12 protein-coding genes are annotated in these 18,316 nt (G+C 69.5%); 4 read left to right on the forward strand and 8 right to left on the reverse strand.

Annotated features, from left to right (window positions below; translation table 11 throughout):
* Position 1 precedes the first annotated feature (1 nt).
* The 4 genes from ACWPN8_RS30345 (at position 2) to ACWPN8_RS30360 (ending at position 9,265) form a co-directional block, all read left to right on the forward strand.
* Complete coding sequence (locus tag ACWPN8_RS30345) at positions 2-5,059, forward strand: AAA family ATPase (protein WP_492243472.1); 5,058 nt, start codon at positions 2-4, stop codon at positions 5,057-5,059.
* Complete coding sequence (locus tag ACWPN8_RS30350) at positions 5,056-6,576, forward strand: response regulator (RefSeq protein ID WP_492243473.1); 1,521 nt, start codon at positions 5,056-5,058, stop codon at positions 6,574-6,576. Before ACWPN8_RS30345 ends, ACWPN8_RS30350 begins: the two co-directional genes overlap by 4 nt.
* Positions 6,576-7,220: a response regulator transcription factor gene (locus ACWPN8_RS30355; protein ID WP_492243474.1), complete on the forward strand. Its 645-nt coding sequence runs from the start codon at positions 6,576-6,578 to the stop codon at positions 7,218-7,220. Before ACWPN8_RS30350 ends, ACWPN8_RS30355 begins: the two co-directional genes overlap by 1 nt.
* 455 nt (positions 7,221-7,675) lie before the next feature.
* A complete protein-coding gene (locus tag ACWPN8_RS30360; protein WP_247872995.1) occupies positions 7,676-9,265 on the forward strand; it encodes a methyl-accepting chemotaxis protein in 1,590 nt (529 codons plus the stop codon).
* 8 nt (positions 9,266-9,273) lie between these two features.
* Here the strand turns inward: ACWPN8_RS30360 and ACWPN8_RS30365 are convergent, their stop codons facing one another.
* The 8 genes from ACWPN8_RS30365 to ACWPN8_RS30400 form a co-directional block, all read right to left on the reverse strand.
* On the reverse strand, positions 9,274-10,353 hold the full coding sequence (locus tag ACWPN8_RS30365; RefSeq protein ID WP_492243475.1) for an alpha-hydroxy acid oxidase: 1,080 nt from the start codon (positions 10,351-10,353) through the stop codon (positions 9,274-9,276).
* On the reverse strand, positions 10,350-11,012 hold the full coding sequence (locus ACWPN8_RS30370; RefSeq protein ID WP_492243476.1) for a tetratricopeptide repeat protein: 663 nt from the start codon (positions 11,010-11,012) through the stop codon (positions 10,350-10,352). The genes ACWPN8_RS30365 and ACWPN8_RS30370 overlap by 4 nt, the downstream gene beginning before the upstream one ends.
* A gap of 11 nt (positions 11,013-11,023) precedes the next feature.
* Positions 11,024-11,710 carry a Fe2+-dependent dioxygenase gene (locus ACWPN8_RS30375; protein WP_109446703.1) on the reverse strand — a complete coding sequence of 229 codons (687 nt, stop codon included), beginning with the start codon at positions 11,708-11,710 and terminating at the stop codon, positions 11,024-11,026.
* A gap of 82 nt (positions 11,711-11,792) precedes the next feature.
* Positions 11,793-14,090 carry a TonB-dependent receptor gene (locus ACWPN8_RS30380; protein ID WP_492243477.1) on the reverse strand — a complete coding sequence of 766 codons (2,298 nt, stop codon included), beginning with the start codon at positions 14,088-14,090 and terminating at the stop codon, positions 11,793-11,795.
* 392 nt (positions 14,091-14,482) lie between these two features.
* Positions 14,483-14,920 (reverse strand): EamA family transporter, encoded by a 438-nt coding sequence (locus tag ACWPN8_RS30385; RefSeq protein ID WP_109446707.1) that lies wholly within the window; start codon positions 14,918-14,920, stop codon positions 14,483-14,485.
* A 137-nt stretch (positions 14,921-15,057) separates the two neighbouring features.
* Positions 15,058-15,951 carry an aldolase/citrate lyase family protein gene (locus tag ACWPN8_RS30390; RefSeq protein ID WP_492243478.1) on the reverse strand — a complete coding sequence of 298 codons (894 nt, stop codon included), beginning with the start codon at positions 15,949-15,951 and terminating at the stop codon, positions 15,058-15,060.
* Positions 15,948-16,808, reverse strand: a complete 861-nt coding sequence (locus tag ACWPN8_RS30395) for an HTD2 family dehydratase (RefSeq protein ID WP_492243479.1) — start codon at positions 16,806-16,808, stop codon at positions 15,948-15,950. Before ACWPN8_RS30395 ends, ACWPN8_RS30390 begins: the two co-directional genes overlap by 4 nt.
* Positions 16,805-18,307 carry an FAD-binding oxidoreductase gene (locus tag ACWPN8_RS30400; protein ID WP_247872996.1) on the reverse strand — a complete coding sequence of 501 codons (1,503 nt, stop codon included), beginning with the start codon at positions 18,305-18,307 and terminating at the stop codon, positions 16,805-16,807. The genes ACWPN8_RS30395 and ACWPN8_RS30400 overlap by 4 nt, the downstream gene beginning before the upstream one ends.
* Positions 18,308-18,316: the final 9 nt, after the last annotated feature.

Consider the following 18,316-nt stretch of genomic DNA (forward strand, 5'->3'; position numbering starts at 1 on the left):
CATGGAGTCTAGTCTGGACCATCTGACGGAGACGGGTTCCGGCACCCACGCGCTCGGCGGCGATGGGGAAACCCGGCTGCTGCGGGTGACGCGGCCGGGCCAGCCTTTTCCGATCCTGGCGCGCATGGCGGAACCGGGCGTGCCCGCCGATGCCGTGCTCGCCCGCCTGCGGCAGGAGCATGACCTGTCGCCGCTGCTCGACCCCGCCTGGGCGGTGAAGCCGCTCGAACTGCTGCGCCATGGCGCCGTGCCGGTGCTGACCCTGGCCGATCCGGGCGGGCAGCCGCTGCCGGCGCTGTCGCTGTCCGCGCCTTCCGTATCCGACGGGGCATTCCGTCAGCGGCTGTCCCTGGCGATCCGCATCGCCGCCGCGGTGGCGCGGCTGCACCGCCGCGGGATCCTGCATGGCGACCTGCGGCCCTTCAACCTGCTGGTCGGGGAGGATGGCGCGGTGCGGCTGACCGGCTTCGGCCGTGCCGCCGCCCTGTCGGCCCCGCAACGGCAGGAGGTGGAGCGGCCGGCGGCGCTGCTGCCCTACATGGCGCCCGAGCAGTCGGGGCGGATGAACCGCCCGGTCGACCGGCGCAGCGACCTCTATGCCCTGGGCGTCACGCTCTATGAGCTGTTCACGGGAGAGCTGCCCTTCGCCGCCCGCGATGCGATGGAATGGGTCCACAGCCATCTCGCCCGCGCGCCGATCCCGCCGGCCACCCATGTCCCGGACCTGCCGCCGGCAATGTCCGGCATCCTGCTTCGGCTGCTCGCCAAGACGGCGGAGGACCGCTACCAGACCGCCGACGGCCTTGTCCGCGACCTCACCCACGCGCTCCAGCTTTGGGATGGGCAGGGCCGCATCCCGGCCTTCCCGCCCGGCGGCCGCGACCTGCCGGAGGGGCTGGAGCCGCCATCCTCGCTCTATGGCCGGGAGGAGCCGGTGGCCATGCTCCAGGCCGCCTTCGATCGGGTCGCCGGGCGGGGCCGGATGGGCATCGTGCTGATTTCCGGCCGGTCCGGCGTGGGGAAGTCGGCGGTCGTCCATGCGCTGGAGGAACAGCTGGTGCCGCCGCGCGGCCTGTTCGCCGCCGGAAAGTTCGACCAGGGCCGCCGCGACCTCCCCTATGCCAGCCTGGCGGAGGCCTTCCGCGGACTGGTCACGCGCATCCTCGCCCTGCCGGTCCCGCACCGCGACCAGTGGAGCCGCGGTCTCGGCGACGCGGTCGGCGACGGCGGCGCGCTGATGACCGCCCTGATCCCCAACCTCGCCCTGCTGATCGGCGAACAGCCGCCGGTGCCGCCGCTGCCGCCGCAGGAGGCGCAGAACCGCTTCGACCTGCTGTTCCGCCGCGTGCTCCAGCTCTTCGCCCGCGCCGACCACCCGCTGGTGCTGTTCCTCGACGATCTGCAATGGCTGGACCGCGCGACGCTCGATCTGCTGAACCGGCTGGTCGCCGACGGCGGCATCGCTCATCTGCTGCTGATCGGCGCCTACCGCAGCGACGAGGTCGGGCCGGACCATCCGCTTGCCGCCCTGATGGAGCGGATCAGGCGTTCCGCGGCCGAGCCTGCCGAAGCGGACATCGATTGCTGCGAGATCGCGCTGGGGCCGCTGTCGTCCGACGACCTGCGGCGGATGGTTTCCGACAGCCTGGGCCGCAGGCCGGACGAGGTGGCGGCGCTGGCCGCCCTGCTGGAGGAGCGGACCGGCGGCAACGCCTTCTTCGCCGTGCAGCTTCTGACCGCGCTGGAGCGCTCCGGCCGGCTGTGGTTCGACCGCGAGGCGAAGCGCTGGGACTGGGACATGGCGGCGGTGGAGACGGCGCGGTCGGGCGCCGGCATCGCCACCTTGATGACCGAACGGCTCGGGCGCTTCCCGGCGCGGGCGCGCGACCTGCTGGCCCGGCTTGCCGCGCTGGGCGCCAGCGCTCCCCTCGCCACCCTGGCGCTTGCCGCCGGCCTGACGGAGGCGGAAACCGAGCGCGATCTGGAGCCGGTGCTGGCCGAAGGCCTGATTCTGCGCAGCGACGGCGGCTACCGCTTCCTCCACGACCGGGTGCAGGAGGGGGCCTATGCGCTGGTGCCGGCCGAGGGGCGCGGCAGGCTCCATCTCGACGTCGCCCGTGCGTTGCATCGCGGCTTCGCCGCCGATCTGTCGGGAGGGCGGCTGTTCGCGCTGGTCGGGCAGTATGACCGCTGCCTCTCCCTGATCCAGGACGGGCGCGAGCGGGAGGAGGTGGCGACGCTCCACCTCGCCGCCGGTCATCAGGCCAAGGCGGCCAGCGCCCACGGCTCGGCACTGGCCTATGCGCTGGCCGGACTCCGCCTGCTGGAGGGCGGCCAGTGGGAGCGGCGGCACAGGCTGGCCTTCGCGCTGGAACATCTCCAGGCGGAATGCGAGTTCCTCAGCGGCGACCTGCAACGGGCGGAGCTGCGGCTTCTCGGGCTGGCCGGGCGGAGCGTTTGTCCGGCCGACCGCGCCGCCATCACCGCCCTGCTGGTGACCGTCTACACCGCCATCGACCGCAGCGACCGCGCCATCGACGCCTGCCTCGCCTATCTGCGCGGCGCCGGCATCGACTGGCCGGCCCATCCGCCGGCCGCCCTGGCCCATGAGGAGTATGCGCGGCTGCGCGAGGCCATCGGCGGCCGGCCGATCAGTTCGCTGGCGGCGCTGTCGGCGGTGAACGATCCCGACAGCCGGGCGACGCTGGACGTGCTGGCGGCCGCCTTGCCGCCGGCCTTCTTCAGCGACCGCAACCTCGTCTGCCTGATCCTCTGCCGGATGGCGAACCTGACGCTCCGGCATGGGCGCAGCGACGCCTCCGCCCTGGGCTTCGCCTATCTCGGCATGATGGCCGGCCCCTATTTCGGCGATTATGACGCCGGCTATGCGTTCGGCCGGCTCGGCTACGATCTGGCGGAGCGGCACGGGCGGACGCGCTACCGGGCGCGGGTGCTGATGACCTTCGCCTATCATGTCGTGCCCTGGACCCGCGACATCCGCAGCGAGCGGCCGTTGCTCCTGCGCGCCTTCGAGGAGGCGCGGGAGGCCGGCGACGTCACCTATGGCGGCTTCACCAGCGTGACGCTGGTCACCAGCATGCTGGCGTCGGGCGATCCGCTGGCGACGGTGCAGCGCACGGCGGAGGCTCGGCTCGCCTATGTGCGGCAGGTGAAGTTCGGGCTGTGCGCCGACATCCTGACCACCCAGCTGCAACTCGTGCGTGCCTTGCGCGGGCGGACCGGCGAACTCGGCTCCTTCGACGGGCGCGGCTTCGACAATGCCGCCTTCGAGGCGCGGCTGCTGGCCAACCCCAGCCTGGACATCGCCACCTGCTGGCACTGGATCCGCACGCTCCAGCTCCGCTGCATCGCCGGCGACATGGCGGCGGCGGTCGAGGCGGCGGAACGGGCGGAGGGGCTTCTGTGGACCACCTCGGGCCATTGGGAAATGGCGGAGTTCCATTTCCACGCCGCCCTGGCCAGGGCCGGGGCGATGGATGGGGCGATGGACAGGGTGAAGCCGGAGGAGCGAGCGCGGCATGCCGTGGCGCTGTCCCGCCATCTCAACCAGCTGCGCGAATGGGCCGGCCACAGCCCCGACAGCTTCGACGCGCGCTTCGCCCTGGCGGAGGCGGAGGCGGCGCGCACGCAGGGGCGGACCGAGGATGCGATGCGCGGCTACGACCGCGCCGTCCTGGCCGCCCGCCGCAACGCACTGCCGCATGTGGAGGCGCTGGCCCATGAATGCGCCGCCGGCCTCTACCGCCGGATGGGTATTCCCACGCTGGAGCTGGCCTGCATCCGCGAGGCGGCCGACCGCTATGGCCGCTGGGGGGCGACGGCCAAGGTCCGGCAACTCGCCCGCCGCCATCCCTCCCTGACCCTGGAGTCGGGCGAGGCGGTGATGCCGGAGGCCCCGCGCGGGTTCGATGGGGTCGATCTGGCCTCTCTGCTGGAGACGCTGCGCACCGTTTCCGATCAGGCTGGCGTGGAGCAGCTGACCACCACCCTGCTGACCCTGGTGCTGGAACATGCCGGCGCCAGCCGCGGCCTGCTGATCCTCGCCCGCGGCGAACGGCTGCGGGTGGAGGCGGAGGCGACCATCGGCCTCTATGGCGTGTCGGTCCGGCTGGTGCAGGAGGATGCCGATCGCTTCCCGCTGCCCCACACCATCATCCATGGCGCCGTCCGCGACCAGGAGGCGGTGATCGTCGACGACACCCGCGCCGCCGGCCCGCTGTCCGCCGACCCCTATTTCCAGGAGACGGAGGCGCGCTCCATCCTGTGCCTGCCGCTGGTCCGCCGCCGCCGTGTCGTCGGGCTGCTGCATCTGGAGAATGCGCTGGCGACCTACGCCTTCACCCCGCAGCGGGTCAATGTGCTGACCCTGCTCGGCGCCCAGGCGGCGGCCTCGCTGGAGACGGCGACGCTGGAGGAGAAGGACGCGCTGCTGAAGGAAATCCACCACCGGGTGAAGAACAACCTCCAGCTCGTCACCAGCCTGCTCAACCTTCAATCCCGCCGCATCGAGGACAAGGCGGTGGCAGCCTTGTTCGCCGACAGCCGCGACCGCGTGCGCTCGATGGCGATGGTGCACGAAAGCCTCTACCGCCTTGGCAATTTCGCCTGGGTGCCGATGCGCGAGCATCTGGAATCGGTCTGTGCCCATCTGCTGCGCGCCTATTCCCGAAATGCCGGGGCGGTGCGGCTGGAGACCGAACTGGACGACCTGAAGCTTGACCTCGACCGCGCGGTGCCCTGCGGGCTGATCGTCAACGAGCTGGTCTCCAACGCGCTGAAGCATGCCTTTCCGGGCGGGCAGGGCGGGGTCCTGCGGATCGCCCTGACCACCGACGGGCAGGAGTGCCGCCTGTCCGTTCGCGACGACGGCGTGGGCTTGCCCGACGGATGCGATCCCGATAGGATGGAGTCCGTAGGCTTTCAGCTTGTTTCGGACTTGACCAGTCAGTTGCACGGTGCATTGAAGTACAGGTCGGGTGCAGGTTCTGAATTCATCGTTACCTTTCCTTTGAAGGGGCGCAATCGGGGAAGTCAATGATCGCGGCACGCATTCTGATCGTCGAAGACGACCGTATCGTTGCGCGCGATATTCAGCATCAACTGTCCCGTATGGGCCATGTGGTTGTCGGCATGTCCGCCAGCGGCGAGGATGCCGTCCGGATGGCGTGCAGCCAGCAGCCCGATCTCGTCCTGATGGACATCCGCCTGGAGGGGGAGATGGATGGGATCGAGGCGGCGCGCCGGATCCGCGACGCCCACCGCATCCCCATCGTCTTCCTGACCGCCTATGCCAACGACGAGGTCGTGCATCGCGCCAGCCTGACGGAGCCCTTCGGCTATCTGCTGAAGCCCTTTGAAGAGCCGCAGATGCGCACCGTGATCCAGATGGCGCTGTACAAGCATGCCAGCGACACCCGGCTGCGCCTCAGCGAACGGCGCTATGCCGCGACGCTGGCCAGCATCCGCGACGGCGTCATTCTGTGCAACCGCGACGGCCGGGTCGATTTCATGAACCGCGCGGCGGAGACGATGACCGGCTGGACCGCCGCGGAGGCCGCCGGGCAGCCGCTGTCCGCCGTCTTCGTCGTGGTCGACGAGGAAACGCAGCAGCCGCTGGAGGATTTCTCCGCCGTCGTCCTGCGCAGCGGCGACTTCGCCCCGCCGGAGCGGCAATCCCGCCTGCTGCCGCGCGGCGGCGATGCGGATGCCTTGCCGGCCGGGATCGTCGTCGAGGAGCGCTGCTCCGCCATCATCGACGACCGTGGGGATTTCGTCGGATCGATCCTGGTGTTCCGCGATCTGACCCAGCGCCGCCGGATCGCCGAGGCCCTGCGCACGGCCCAGGCCGACCTCGCCCATATCGGCCGGCTGACCATGATGGGAGAGCTGGCCGCCGCCGTCGCGCATGAGGTGAACCAGCCGCTGATGGCGATCGTCACCAATGCCGGAACCTGCCTCCAGCACCTGTCGCAGCCTCAGCCCGACCTCGACAAGACCCGCATGATGGTTGAGCGGATCGTGCGCGACGCCCAGCGGGCCGGCGACGTGGTGCGCAGCATCCGTGCGCTGGCCCGCCGGACTCCGGTCGATCCCGGCTGGGTCGACATCGGCGCGCTGACTACCGACACGCTGGAACTGGTGCGGGCCGAGCTGCGCCGCGGCCGCATCACGGTGGAAACCGATCTCCAGGCCGGTCCGCCCTGGGTCCATGGCGACCGGGTGCAATTGCAGCAGCTCGTCCTCAATCTGGTGATGAACGCCATAGAGGCGATGTCCGCCGACGATCTGCCCGAACGGCGGCTGCGCATCGTCACCGGCAGCGACGACGGCTGGATCCGCGTCCGGGTCGAGGACAGCGGGCCGGGCATCGCCGACACCGATATCGACGCCATCTTCCGCGCCCTGTACACCACCAAGCCCGACGGGCTGGGCATGGGCCTGTCGATCAGCCGGTCGATCGTCGAGCTGCATGGCGGACGGCTGACCGCGACGCCCGGCACCCTGGGCGGGAGCGTGTTCGAGTTCGTGCTGCCCGTTTCGCCCGGAGGAAAGTGATGGTGAGGAAGGCGGAGGCCGTGGCGGCGGCAGAGACCGTCGTCATCATCGACGACGACGAGGCCGTCCGCGAGGCGCTGGAGGGGTTGCTCGATTCCGTCGGCCTGCAGGTCAGGAGCTATGGCTCGGTCCAGCAATATGTCGACCAGCGGCCGGCCATCGACGTCGGCTGCATGGTGCTGGACGTGCGGCTGCCGGGGCGCAGCGGCCTGGATTTCCAGGCGGAACTCGCGCGGTCCGGCAACAGCCTGCCGGTGATCTTCATCAGCGGCCATGCCGATGTGCCGATGTCGGTGCGGGCCATGAAGGCGGGTGCCTTCGAGTTCCTGACCAAGCCCGTGCACCACCAGGAGCTTCTGGACGCCATCCATGCCGCCATCGCCGCCCATTGCGAGCGCCGCTGCCAGGAGCGCGGCCTGACCACCCAGCGCGCCCGCTTCGACACGCTGACCCCGCGCGAACGCGAGATCACGCTGATGGTGGTGTCCGGCCTGCGCAACAAGCAGATCGCCGACGATCTCGGGCTCAGCGAGGCGACGGTGAAGCTGCACCGCGGCCAGGCCATGCGCAAGATGGAGGCCCGTTCCGTCGTGGAGCTGGTCCGCATCGTCGACAGCCTGACCGCGACCGGCCGGAGCCAATAGACGGCAGCCTTCCGCCTTCGTCCGTGAGCCCTTTCGGCTTGTCGGATCCTGCCATATGACCATTTCCATAGATCCGTCGCCACGGACCGTCACGGCGATTGCCCGCGACGGAATCCTCTCCGGCGACCGCCTCGGCCGGCAACGATGGCACAACCGCTGCCAATTCGGTGAACGAAGCTTTCCAAGCAATCGTTGCCCCTCGATCAATCCGTATGACTGAGACAATCACCCGAAGCGGATTCCGGAATTTATTCTAACTTTTCCTTAATTATTCTTCTGTTTTCCCTGTCTGACATGGGTGCCGGAAAAGGCATGCGCCACAAAAGAAGAACAAGGCGCCGTTGGCGGGACTAAATCAGGGGTTGGGTATGACGATCAGGGCTTTGTCCCTTGCGGGCAAGACTGTGATGCTCTGTGGCGGCGGTCTGCTGTTGCTTGCGTTCTCTACATTCGGTGTGAATGAATTTCTGCTGACCAGCTATGCCGACCGGGTGGCGATGGAGCGGCAGGAAACCAACATGCGCGTCGCCTGGGACGTGCTGAACCGGTATGGGCAGGCGTTCGATGCGCATGACGGCACGCTGTTTGCCGGCGAGCGCGCCCTGAACGACTTCTTCGAGCCGGTGGATCGGGTGAAGCGGCTGGTCGGCGGCACCGCGACCCTGTTCATGGGCGACCGGCGCATCGCCACCAACGTGCTGAAGCCGGACGGCGGCCGCGCGGTCGGCACGACGCTGGCGAAGGGGCCGGTCTACGATGCGGTTTTGGGTCGCGGCGTGCCCTATCGCGGGCAGGCCGACATCCTGGGCACGCCCTTCTATACCGCCTACGACCCGATCAAGGCGCCGGACGGCCGCGTCGTCGGCATCCTCTATGTCGGCATTCCGAAGGCGGAGTTCTTCGCGGCGATCCGCGACACCCAGGCGATGATCGCGGTCATCAGCGCCGTCGTGACCTTGCTGGTCGCCGCCGGCTGCCTGCTGCTGGCGCGGCGCATGTTCCGGCCGCTGTCCGGCATCCGCATCGCGATGGAGGAACTGGCGCGCGGCAACCTGTCGGTCGCCATCCCGGCGCTGGGCCGCAAGGACGAGATCGGCGGCATGGCCAGGGCGCTCGGCGTGTTCAAGGACAATGCGCTGGAGGTCGCCCAACTGCACGAGGCCCAGGCGGCGGAGCGCACGCGGTCGGTTCAGGAACGCCGCGCGGCGATGGAGCGGGTGGCGCAGTCCTTCGAGGGCTCGCTTCTGGGCGTCGTCGGCGTGCTGAGCGCCACCACGACCCAGTTGCAGGCCAATGCCCAGCGCCTGCACGACATCGCCGAGACCGGCAGCGTCCGCGCCCACACCGTCAGCACCGCGGCCGGCGAGGCCAGCGACGACGTGCGCACCGTCGCCGGCGCCGCGGAGGAGATGAGCAGCTCCATCGGCGAGGTCGGCCGGCAGGTGGAGGAGTCCGCCCGCATGGTGCGCAGCGCGGTTGAGGAGGTGAGCCGCACCAACCACACGATGGACGGGCTGGCCGCCGCCGCCGGCAAGATCGGCGAGGTGGTGACCCTGATCCAGGACATCGCCGCCCAGACCAACCTGCTGGCGCTGAACGCCACCATCGAGGCGGCGCGGGCGGGAGAGGCCGGCAAGGGCTTCGCCGTCGTCGCCGGCGAGGTCAAGACCCTCGCCAACCAGACCGCGCGCGCCACCGACGACATCGCCCGGCAGGTGGCGGAAATCCAGGCGGTGACCGGCCATGCGGTGGAGGCCATCGAAGGGATCGGCCGCACCGTGTTGTCGGTCAGCGATCTGGTCGGCCGCATCGCCGTCTCCGCCGACCACCAGAGCGCCACCACCGCCGACATCGCCCAGTCCGTCCAGCGCGCCGCCGACCGCACGACCGAGGTCACCCACAACATCGAAGAGGTCTCGCAGTCTGCGCACGAGACCGGCGTGATGGCGTCCGAAGTCCGTGCCGCCGCCGCCGACCTGGGCCGGCAGGCGCTGTCCCTGCGCGATCAGGCGGAGGAGTTCCTCCGCCATGTTCGGGCGGCCTGACGCCGCCATCAGGTGCCGAAAATCACCGAGCGGTCGATGTCCGGCAGGGTCGGCCGCCCGGTGAGCGCCATCGCGACTTCCAGTTCGGTTTGCAGCAGGGTCAGCATGTGGGCGACGCCGGCCATGCCGCCGACGGCCAGCGCATGCAGCACCGGCTGTCCCACCAGCACCGCGTCGGCGCCCAGCGCCAGCGCCTTCAGGATGTCGGTGCCGCGGCGGATGCCGCCATCCATCAGGACCGGCAGGCGGCGGGCCGCCCGCTCCGCCACCGCCGGCAGGGCGTCGATGCTGGCGGGCAGGGTATCGAGCGTCCGGCCGCCATGGTTGGAGACGATCAGGCCGCCCGCCCCGGTGGCGATGGCGGGTTCCACATCCTCGGGATTGAGGATGCCCTTCAGCAGGACGGGCAGGCCCGTTTCGCCGCACAGCCACGCGACCATGTCCCAGGTCGGAGCGGCATGCAGCATGCCCTGGAAGACCGGGCTGCCGGGGCGGGCCGGGCGGAAATCGTCCGGAGCGAGGCCGGCGAGGTTCACCGGGGCGATGGTCGGCGGCAGGCGGAAGCCGGCACGTTGCTCCATGTTGCGCATCCCGTTGACCGGCGCGTCCACCGTCAGAACCAGCGCCTTGCAGCCGGCATCCTCCGCCCGCCGCGCCAGGGTCAGCGTGTCCTCCCGCCGCGGCTGGCTGTAGAGCTGGAACCACAGGGGCGCCGTCGCCCGCCGGGCGATCTCGTCCACCCGGACGCTGGACTGGGTGCTGACGGTCATCCAGCTGCGGGTCAGGCCGGCCGCTTCCACCGTCGCCAATTCCCCATCGGGATGGACCAGCCTGTGATGGGCCATCGGCGCCAGGATGATGGGATAGTCCATCACCTCCCCGAACAGCTCGGACCGGGCGGTGGCGCCGGACAGGTCGCGCAGGACGCGCGGCATCAGGCGCAGCCGGTCGAAGGCTTCGCGGTTGGCGCGCTGGGTGATGCCGTCGGCCCCGGCCCCGGCGATGTAGGCGCGGGTCGCCGGATCGATGCGGTCGTTGAAATGCCGCTCATAGTCGGAAAGCGACACGGTGTCGGGCGGGACGATCATCGGCAAGCCTCCTTCCGGGGGTCGGCCAGCCTCAGGGCCTCGGCGGCCAGCGCCTGGATCTGCGGATCGGGATGCGGGGCCAGGGCCGCCGCCATGCTGCGGTAGAAGTCGGGAAAGCCGCTGTCGAGCGCGAGGCGGAACCAGCGCAGCGCCTCCCCCCTCGCCCCGTCCCCGATCAGCAGGCGGGCATGGTTGAAGCGGCCCCAGCAATCGCCGCCCTCCGCCGCCGCCTTGAACAGGGCGCGCGCCGCGGCCTCGTCGGCCGGCACCGCGCGCCCGCTCTCGTGGAACAGGCCCAGCATGTTCAACGCCTTGGCATTGCCCTTGGCGGCGGAGGCGGCATAGAGCCGGTAGGCGGCCTCGTCATCCCTGGCGACGCCGATCCCGCGGCAATGGAGGTCGGCCAGATTGAACATCGCCCAGCCATCGCCGAGGTCGGCCGCCTTGCGGTAATGGGCCGCCGCCTGGACGGGATCGGCGGGAACGCCCCAGCCATGTTCATGGCAACGGCCGAGCAGGTTGATGGCACGGGCGTCGCCGCCGCGGGCGGCGCTGCGGAACCAGGCGAAGGCCTGCCCGCCCTCGCCGCGGTCGAGGCATGACTGGCCGAGCGCCAGCAGGGTGTCCGCCGGGTCGATGCCGCGGGAGGTGGAGCGCATCGGAACCGTCCTCACACCTCCGCCCAGCGGCGCAGCAGGTTGTGGTAATGGTTGACCAGCGACAGGACGGCGTGGTGGCCGTCGCCCAGTTCCTGCCGCAGCTCGATGATCGCCATGTCGAGGTCGTAGAGCATGGCGCGCAGCCCGTCGTCGCGCACCATCGACTGGGTGAAGAAGAAGGAGGCCCAGCGCGATCCGCGCGTCACCGGGCTGACCTGATGCAGGCTGCTGGACGGATAGACCACGGCGTGCCCCGCCGGCAGCTTGACCGGCCGGGTGCCGTAGGTGTCCTCGACGATCAGCTCGCCGCCCTCGTACTCCTCGGGATCGCTGAGGAAGATGGTGGTCGACACGTCGGCCCGCATGCGCATGCCGCCGGTCCCAGGGATCGTGCGGATGCTGTTGTCGACGTGATAGCCGTAGGTCATGGCCTGGTCGTAGCGGTTGAACATCGGCGGCAGCACCCGCAGCGGCAAGGCGGCGGAATTGAAGGCCGGGCTGCGGGCCAGCGCACGCAGGATGACGGTGCCAAGCTCCCGCGCAGTGTCGCTCTCCTCCGGGATTTGCAGATTGCGCTTGGCGCTTGCCGCCTGATCGCCCGCGGTGACCCGCCCGTCGACCCAGGGCGATGCCTCCAGCACCGTGCGGCACTGCGCGATCTCATCCGCGGTGAGGATGTCGGGGATCTGCAGGAGCATGGGGGTGTTCCTCGTACAGGAGAGGCCGGACCGCCCGTGACGGGGGCGGTCCGGCCGACTTTTCAGACGATGCGGTGACGGATCAGAAGGTCAGCCCGGTGGTCAGCATGACGGTGCGGCCGGAGGCCGGCACGGCGCGGCTGGCGTTGAAGGCCGAGGTGTAGTTGCGGTGGTCGGTCAGGTTGTAGCCGTTCAGCGCCACCGAGACGTTGCGGAACTCGTAGGACACCAGCGCATCCGCCGAGAAGGTGTAGGGCAGGCGGCCGGTGTTGGCGCTGTCCGTCCAATATTCCGACGCCACCTGCATGCCGCCGCCGACCGTGAACTTGCCGACGCTGCCGGCATCGAACTCGTAGGTCGTCCACAGGCTGCCATTGTGCTTCGGCACGTTGGGGGCGGCATGGCCGACCAGCGCCGGATTGGTGCGCGAGTCCGTAACCTTGCCGGTCAGATAGGCGTAGTTGGTGTAGACGCTCCAGCCTTCCGTCAGCTTGCCGCTGATGCTGGCCTCGAAACCGCGGATGCGGACGCCGAGCCCGGCTTCGGAGAAGCCGTCGGTGACGGTGCCGGTCGCCGGATCGACCGAGTAGGTGTTGGTCTTTTCCGCCTGGAAGATGGCGCCGCTGACGCCCAGCCGGCCGTTCAGGAAGTCGGCCTTGCCGCCGATCTCGTACAGGTCGGTCTGTTCCGGATCGAAGCTGCGGGCGCCGTTCGGCGTCTCCGCCGTGCCGTTGGTGACCGCCGCGGCGATGTCGGTGCCGATCGGCTTGTAGGAGCGCGAGTAGGAGGCATAGACCGACGACTCCTTGGTCGGCTCGTAGATCAGGCTGACCGACGGGCTCCAGGTGCGGTCGGACGCCTGCCCGCCGGCAATGGTCGGAGAGTTGGAACCGAAGCTGGTGCGGAAATAGTCCCAGCGCAGGCCGCCCTGGACCGACAGCTTGTCGAACAGCCACATGCGGTCGGTGACGAACAGGCCGGCGTTGGTCACGCTGGCCTCGCGGCCGCCGCTCTCCGGATAGATGATGGCGGTGTTGGCGGAATAGTTGCGCGTCGGGTTGCGGACCGTCTGGTTGTTGACCCGGTTGACCCAGGTGCCGGTCTCGCGCTTGTCGCGCTGATGGCTGACGTCGAGGCCGCCGTTCAGGGAGTGGCGCAGCCCGAACAGATCGCCGTCGACCTTGGCGCCGGTGACGTTCTGGACGCCGAACCCCTGCTGCTTGAAGGCCATGCCACCGCCGGCGCCATAGCTCAGCGCCACGTCGCGGCCGGCCAGGAACTGGGTCGCCGCGGCGCCGCTGAGGGGCGACGGGGTGGTGGAGGCGATGTTGCGCTCGTAATGGCTGAAGCGGGAGTCGTTGTAGACCGACAGCGCCTTGCTCACCTCATGCGCGAAGGACGAGGTGAGGATGTGGTTTTCGGTGTCGTCGCGGTCGAGGCCGCGGACATAGGAGGTCGAGCGGCTGAGGCCGTATTCCGCCGCCGGACGGAAGATGCCGTCGCGGCCCTGCACCATCGGCTGGCCCATGTCGGGCGTCTTCTCGCCCTTCAGGAAGGCGTAGTTCAGATGCCAGGTGGTCGGCGTGCCGAGACCGAGGCCGAGGTCGGCGGCGATGCCGCGGCGGTCGGCGTCCACATCGTCGCGGCCGGGGACGTTCTGGGTGTGGTAGAGGCCGTTGACACGCAGCGCCGCGGTGTCGCCCAGCGGCTGGTTCACGTCCACCGTGGTGCGGTAGGTCGGGCCGCTGCCCACCGACTGCTCCACCTTGGCCTTCTGCTGCAACGATGCCTTCTTGGTGCCCTGGTTGATGACGCCGCCGGAATTGCCGACGCCGAAGCCGTTGCCCGACGGCCCCTTGAAGACCTGCACCGTCTCGGTGTTGAAGACATCGTGGGTGTAGACGCCGAAATCCTTCAGGCCGTCGGTGTAGATGTCGCCGCGCGCGGTCAGGCCGCGGATGCGGAACTGGTCGCCGTTCTGGCCGCCGTTGCCCTCGCCGGTCGAAATGGTGATGCCCGGCACGTTGCGCAGCGTCTGCTCCAGCGAGGTGGCGCGCTGCTGCTCGATGATCTCCTGCGGCACGACGTTGACGACGCGGGGGGTATCCTTGACCGTGTCGGGCAGGCGGGACACGCCGGTCGGGGCGGCGTTGACGTTGCCGGTCTGCGGTGCTGCGGCATCGACCTTGATCGAATCGAGCTGCAAGGCGTCACCGGAGGACCGTTGCGGCGTTGGACCGGTCCCCGGAGTTCCCGATCCCGTGCCGGTGGCCTGCGCATCGGCCGTCGCCGGCAGGGCGAAGGTCATGGCCAGGCTGGCGGTGGCGGCGGCACCTGCCAGAAGGGGTCTCAGTCCGTGGGGGGACGTGGTCTGTCGCATCAAGCTCTCCCGAAATGCGCCAAGGTGGATTGGACGATCGCTGGAGCGCCTTCTACCAATGGGATAGGCCTTCCTTGCAACAGCTGAGATTGAGAGGCATTCTGAGTTGGAAGGCCGAGAAACAGCCACCACGGGCGGCGCAAACGGCTTTCACGTCGAATGCGCGTGGTTGGCGGTCCGGCCTCCGGTTTCGGCCGGTTGCGTTGCGAGATCAAATTTTTCTTGATTTATCAAATGGATGAGGGTCAGCCGAAGGGCCGGCCGACAACGGCGGAAAGGATCATTTCGGCGCTGAATTCAATGATGTTGCCAAAAAGCCACTATGATAATAAGAATGATTTTCATTCGCGCAGGATTTGGTGGACCTCCCCGTTCGGGCACGGAATCCGGCGTCACTTGAAGGCCAGCAGAATCACCCCGGCGGCGATCAGCACGACGCCCAGCCAGTTCGGTGCCGACAGCTTTTCACCCAGGAACAGCACGCCGAAGACCGCCACCAGCACGACGCTGAGCTTGTCGACCGGCGCCACCTGCGAGGCGGGCCCCAGCTTCAGCGCGCGGAAATAGCACAGCCAGGAGGCTCCGGTGGCGAGACCGGACAGGACGAGGAACAGCCAAGTCCGGCCCGACACCGCCGACGGCGACAGCGACTGCCCCGACGAGACGACGATCCCGACCAGCATTGCAAAGATGACGGCGGTGCGGATCAGCGTCGCCATGTCGGACCCGACGCCCTCGACGCCGACCTTGGCGAAGATGGCGGTCAACGCCGCGAAGCAGGCCGACAGCAGCGCCCACAGCATCCAGGACGGAAACAGGTCGCCTGTCATTCCCTTGCTCTCCTTCGGATCACGTCCAGTCGGTCAGCCGACCCCCTCGATCAGCCATCTCTGCACGGATTTCAAGGGCAAGGGAAGGGCCGCAGCTTTGGAGAGCCGGCAGTTTTTGGAGGGAGGACGCCCGATTTTCATGGGCGTCGATCCACCGGCGGCTGGTCCGCACAGGTGGCGCGGGACAGGATGCGGCGGGCCTTGCGCGCCATCGCTTCGTCGATCATGCGGCCATCGACCACCGCGACGCCCTTGGCGCTTTCAGCCACAATACGGAGGGCCTGGGCGATCTCGGCTTCGGTCGGGGTGAATGTCGCGGTGATGGCGGCTATCTGGCCGGGATGGATCGCCGCCTTGGCACCGAATCCCAGCGCCAGGGCGGAGGCTGCTTCCCGTTGCAATCCGGCGCTGTCGGTCAGGTCGAAGAAGGGGGAATCCACCGCTTCGATGCCCGCGAGCGCCGCGGCATTGATCAGCCGGGACCGCGCCGACAGGAGCGGCTCCCACGCGGTGGCGCAGCCCAGGTCGGCGGACAGGTCGGCGGCGCCGAAGAACAGGGCGGCCAGCCGGGGCGACGCGCGGGCGATGTCCTCCACCGCCGCGATTCCGGGGGCGGACTCGATCAGCGCCACCAGCGGCAAGGGCCTGCCCGCTCCGCTCAGCAGTGTGTCGATCCAGCGGATCGTCTCGGGGCTGTCGACCTTCGGCACGATGATGAAATCCGGCCCGCCGCCTTGCGGGCGGCGCATCAGGGCCAGCAGATCCTCCAGCCCCTCCGGCGTCACCGGCGCGTTGATGCGCAGCGCCCGCAGGATCGGCGCGGCAGGCGCCGCCGCCAGGGCCGTCAACGCCCCATCGCGCGCCGCCGCCTTGTCGGCAGGCGGTACGGCGTCCTCCAGATCGACGATCAGGACATCGGCACCGGACTGCGCGGCACGGTCGAAGCGGTCCGGGCGCGTCGCCGGGGTGAACAGCCAGCTGCGGCGGGGCCGCCCGCTGGAAAATTCTCCGTCCCGAATTGGCGCGCTCATGGCGTCACCACGAATTCGGCCGTCATGGCGACCTGTCCGTCCGGACCGACCGCCCATCCGTCGATCTCGCCATCCCCCCTTGCCGCCGCGTTCAGCGTGAAGGGGGCGGTGTCGAACAGCGGCCGGCGGGCGCGGAAGCGGAAACCCGCGACCCGCCGACCATCAGGATCGCCGCCGAGAGTGCGCAACACCAGATCCATCAGCAGGGTCGCCGTCAGCGGTCCGTGAACCACCAGCCCCGGATAGCCTTCTGCCTCGCGGCAGTAGGGGCGGTCGTAATGGATGCGGTGGCCGTTGAAGGTCAAGGCGGAATAGCGGAACAGCAGCACCGGATCGGGAGTTACGCCTCGGGTCCAGTCGGCCGCCGGCAGGGGATCGGCGGAAGCCGGCGGCGGCGCCTCGCCCGGCTTGGCGGCCTCGCGGTAGACGATGTCCTGCTTTTCGCGGACGGCGACGCCGGCGTCGGTCGCGATCTCGTGCATCACGCTGACGAACACCATCCCGCCCGACCGGCCGGACTTGTGCTCCACCGCTTCGATGGTGGAGGTGCGCCGCATCTCCGCACCGATGGGGATCGGCGCCAGGAAGCGCATGTCGCTGCCGGCCCACATCCGGCGGGGCAGCGGGACCGGCGGCAGGAAACCGCCCTTGTGCGGGTGGCCGTCCTCGCCGATGTCCCGCTGCGGCGCGTTGGGCAGGAAATGCAGCCAATGGCCGAGCGGCGGCAGCTCACCCGCCGGCCAGGGCGGGGTGTCGTGGTCCAGCGTCGCCGCCAGCCCGGCCAGCGGTGCGGCGATGGCGGTGTCGGTCCGCATCTCCACCCGGCCGACCCAGTCCTTCAAATGGTCGAAGGTCATGGCGCCACCTTGGAGGCCACCTCGGATGAATGCAGGATCTTGCCCGGATTCATGAGGTTGTGCGGATCGAAGGCGCGCTTCAGCGTCGCCATCATCTCCAGCTCCACCGGCGACTTGTAGCGCGGCATCTCGTCGATGCGCAGGCGGCCGATGCCGTGCTCGGCCGAGATCGACCCGCCGAGATCGACCACGATGTCGTGGACGATGGCGTTGACCGTCGCCAGCTTCGCCCGCCATTCGGCCGGGTCGCCGTCTTCCGCCTGGATCGGGTTGTAATGGATGTTGCCGTCGCCGAGATGGCCGAAGGAGAAGGGGCGGATGCCTGGGCAGGCCCGCTCGAGCGCCGCGTCGGTGCGGTCGAGGAAGCGCGCGACGCGAGAGATCGGCACGGACACGTCGTGCTTGAAGGACACGCCCTCGCGCTTCTGCCCTTCCGGGATGCCCTCGCGGATGCGCCACAGCGAATCGGCCTGGGCCTTCGATGCGGCGACCACGCCGTCCAGAACCTCGCCGGCCTCCATGCCCGCCTCCAGGATGCCCTCCAGCATCTCGGCCAGCCGGTTGCCGGAATCCTGGTCGGCCAGCTCCACCAGAACGTACCAGGGATAGCGGTCGCGCAGGGGATCGGGCACGTCCGGCACATGTTTGCGGGCCACGTCGATGCAGGCGCGCTGGATCAGTTCGAAGGTGACGATGCGGTCGCCGGCCACGCCCTTGGCGCGGGTCAGCAGGTCGACGGCATCGCTGGGGGCCGACACGGCGACCAGGGCGGTGGCGGTTGCGCGCGGCAGCGGCGACAGCTTCAGCACCGCGGCGGTGACGATGCCCAGCGTGCCTTCGGAACCGATGAAGATCTGCTTCAGGTCGTAGCCGGCATTGTCCTTGCGCAGGCCGCGCAGCCCGTCCCAGATGCGGCCGTCGGGCAGCACCACCTCCAGCCCGGCCACGAGGTTGCGCATGTTGCCATAGCGCACGACCTGCACGCCGCCGGCATTGGTCGCGATGTTGCCGCCGATCTGGCACGACCCTTCGGCGGCGAGGCTCATCGGGAACAGCCGGCCGACGTCGCGCGCCGCACTCTGGATGTTGGCGAGGATGCAGCCGGCCTCCACCGTCATCGTGTCGTTGTCGATGTCGATTTCGCGGATGCGGTTCAGCCGGTTGGTGGAGATGACGATCTCCGATCCGTCGGCATGCGGCTGGCTGGCCCCGGTCAGGCCGGTGTTGCCGCCCTGGGGCACGATCGGCGTGCGGGTTTCGGCACAGATGCGGACCACCGCGGCGAGGGCCTCGGTGCTGTCGGGCAGCACCACGGCGGGCGACCGGCCGACCCAGCCGTCGCGCCAGGATTCCATGAAGGGTTTCATGGTGTCGGGATCGGTGATCAGGCCGCGGTCGCCGACGATGGCACGGATGGGGGCGAGCACGGCCGTCTCGAAGTCCGGTCGCAGGGTGGCCTGTCCGCTGGTGTGCCCGGTGGTCGGGATGTCGTTCGGCAAGGGGGCTCT

The organism is Azospirillum sp. UENF 112521, assembly GCF_058780665.1.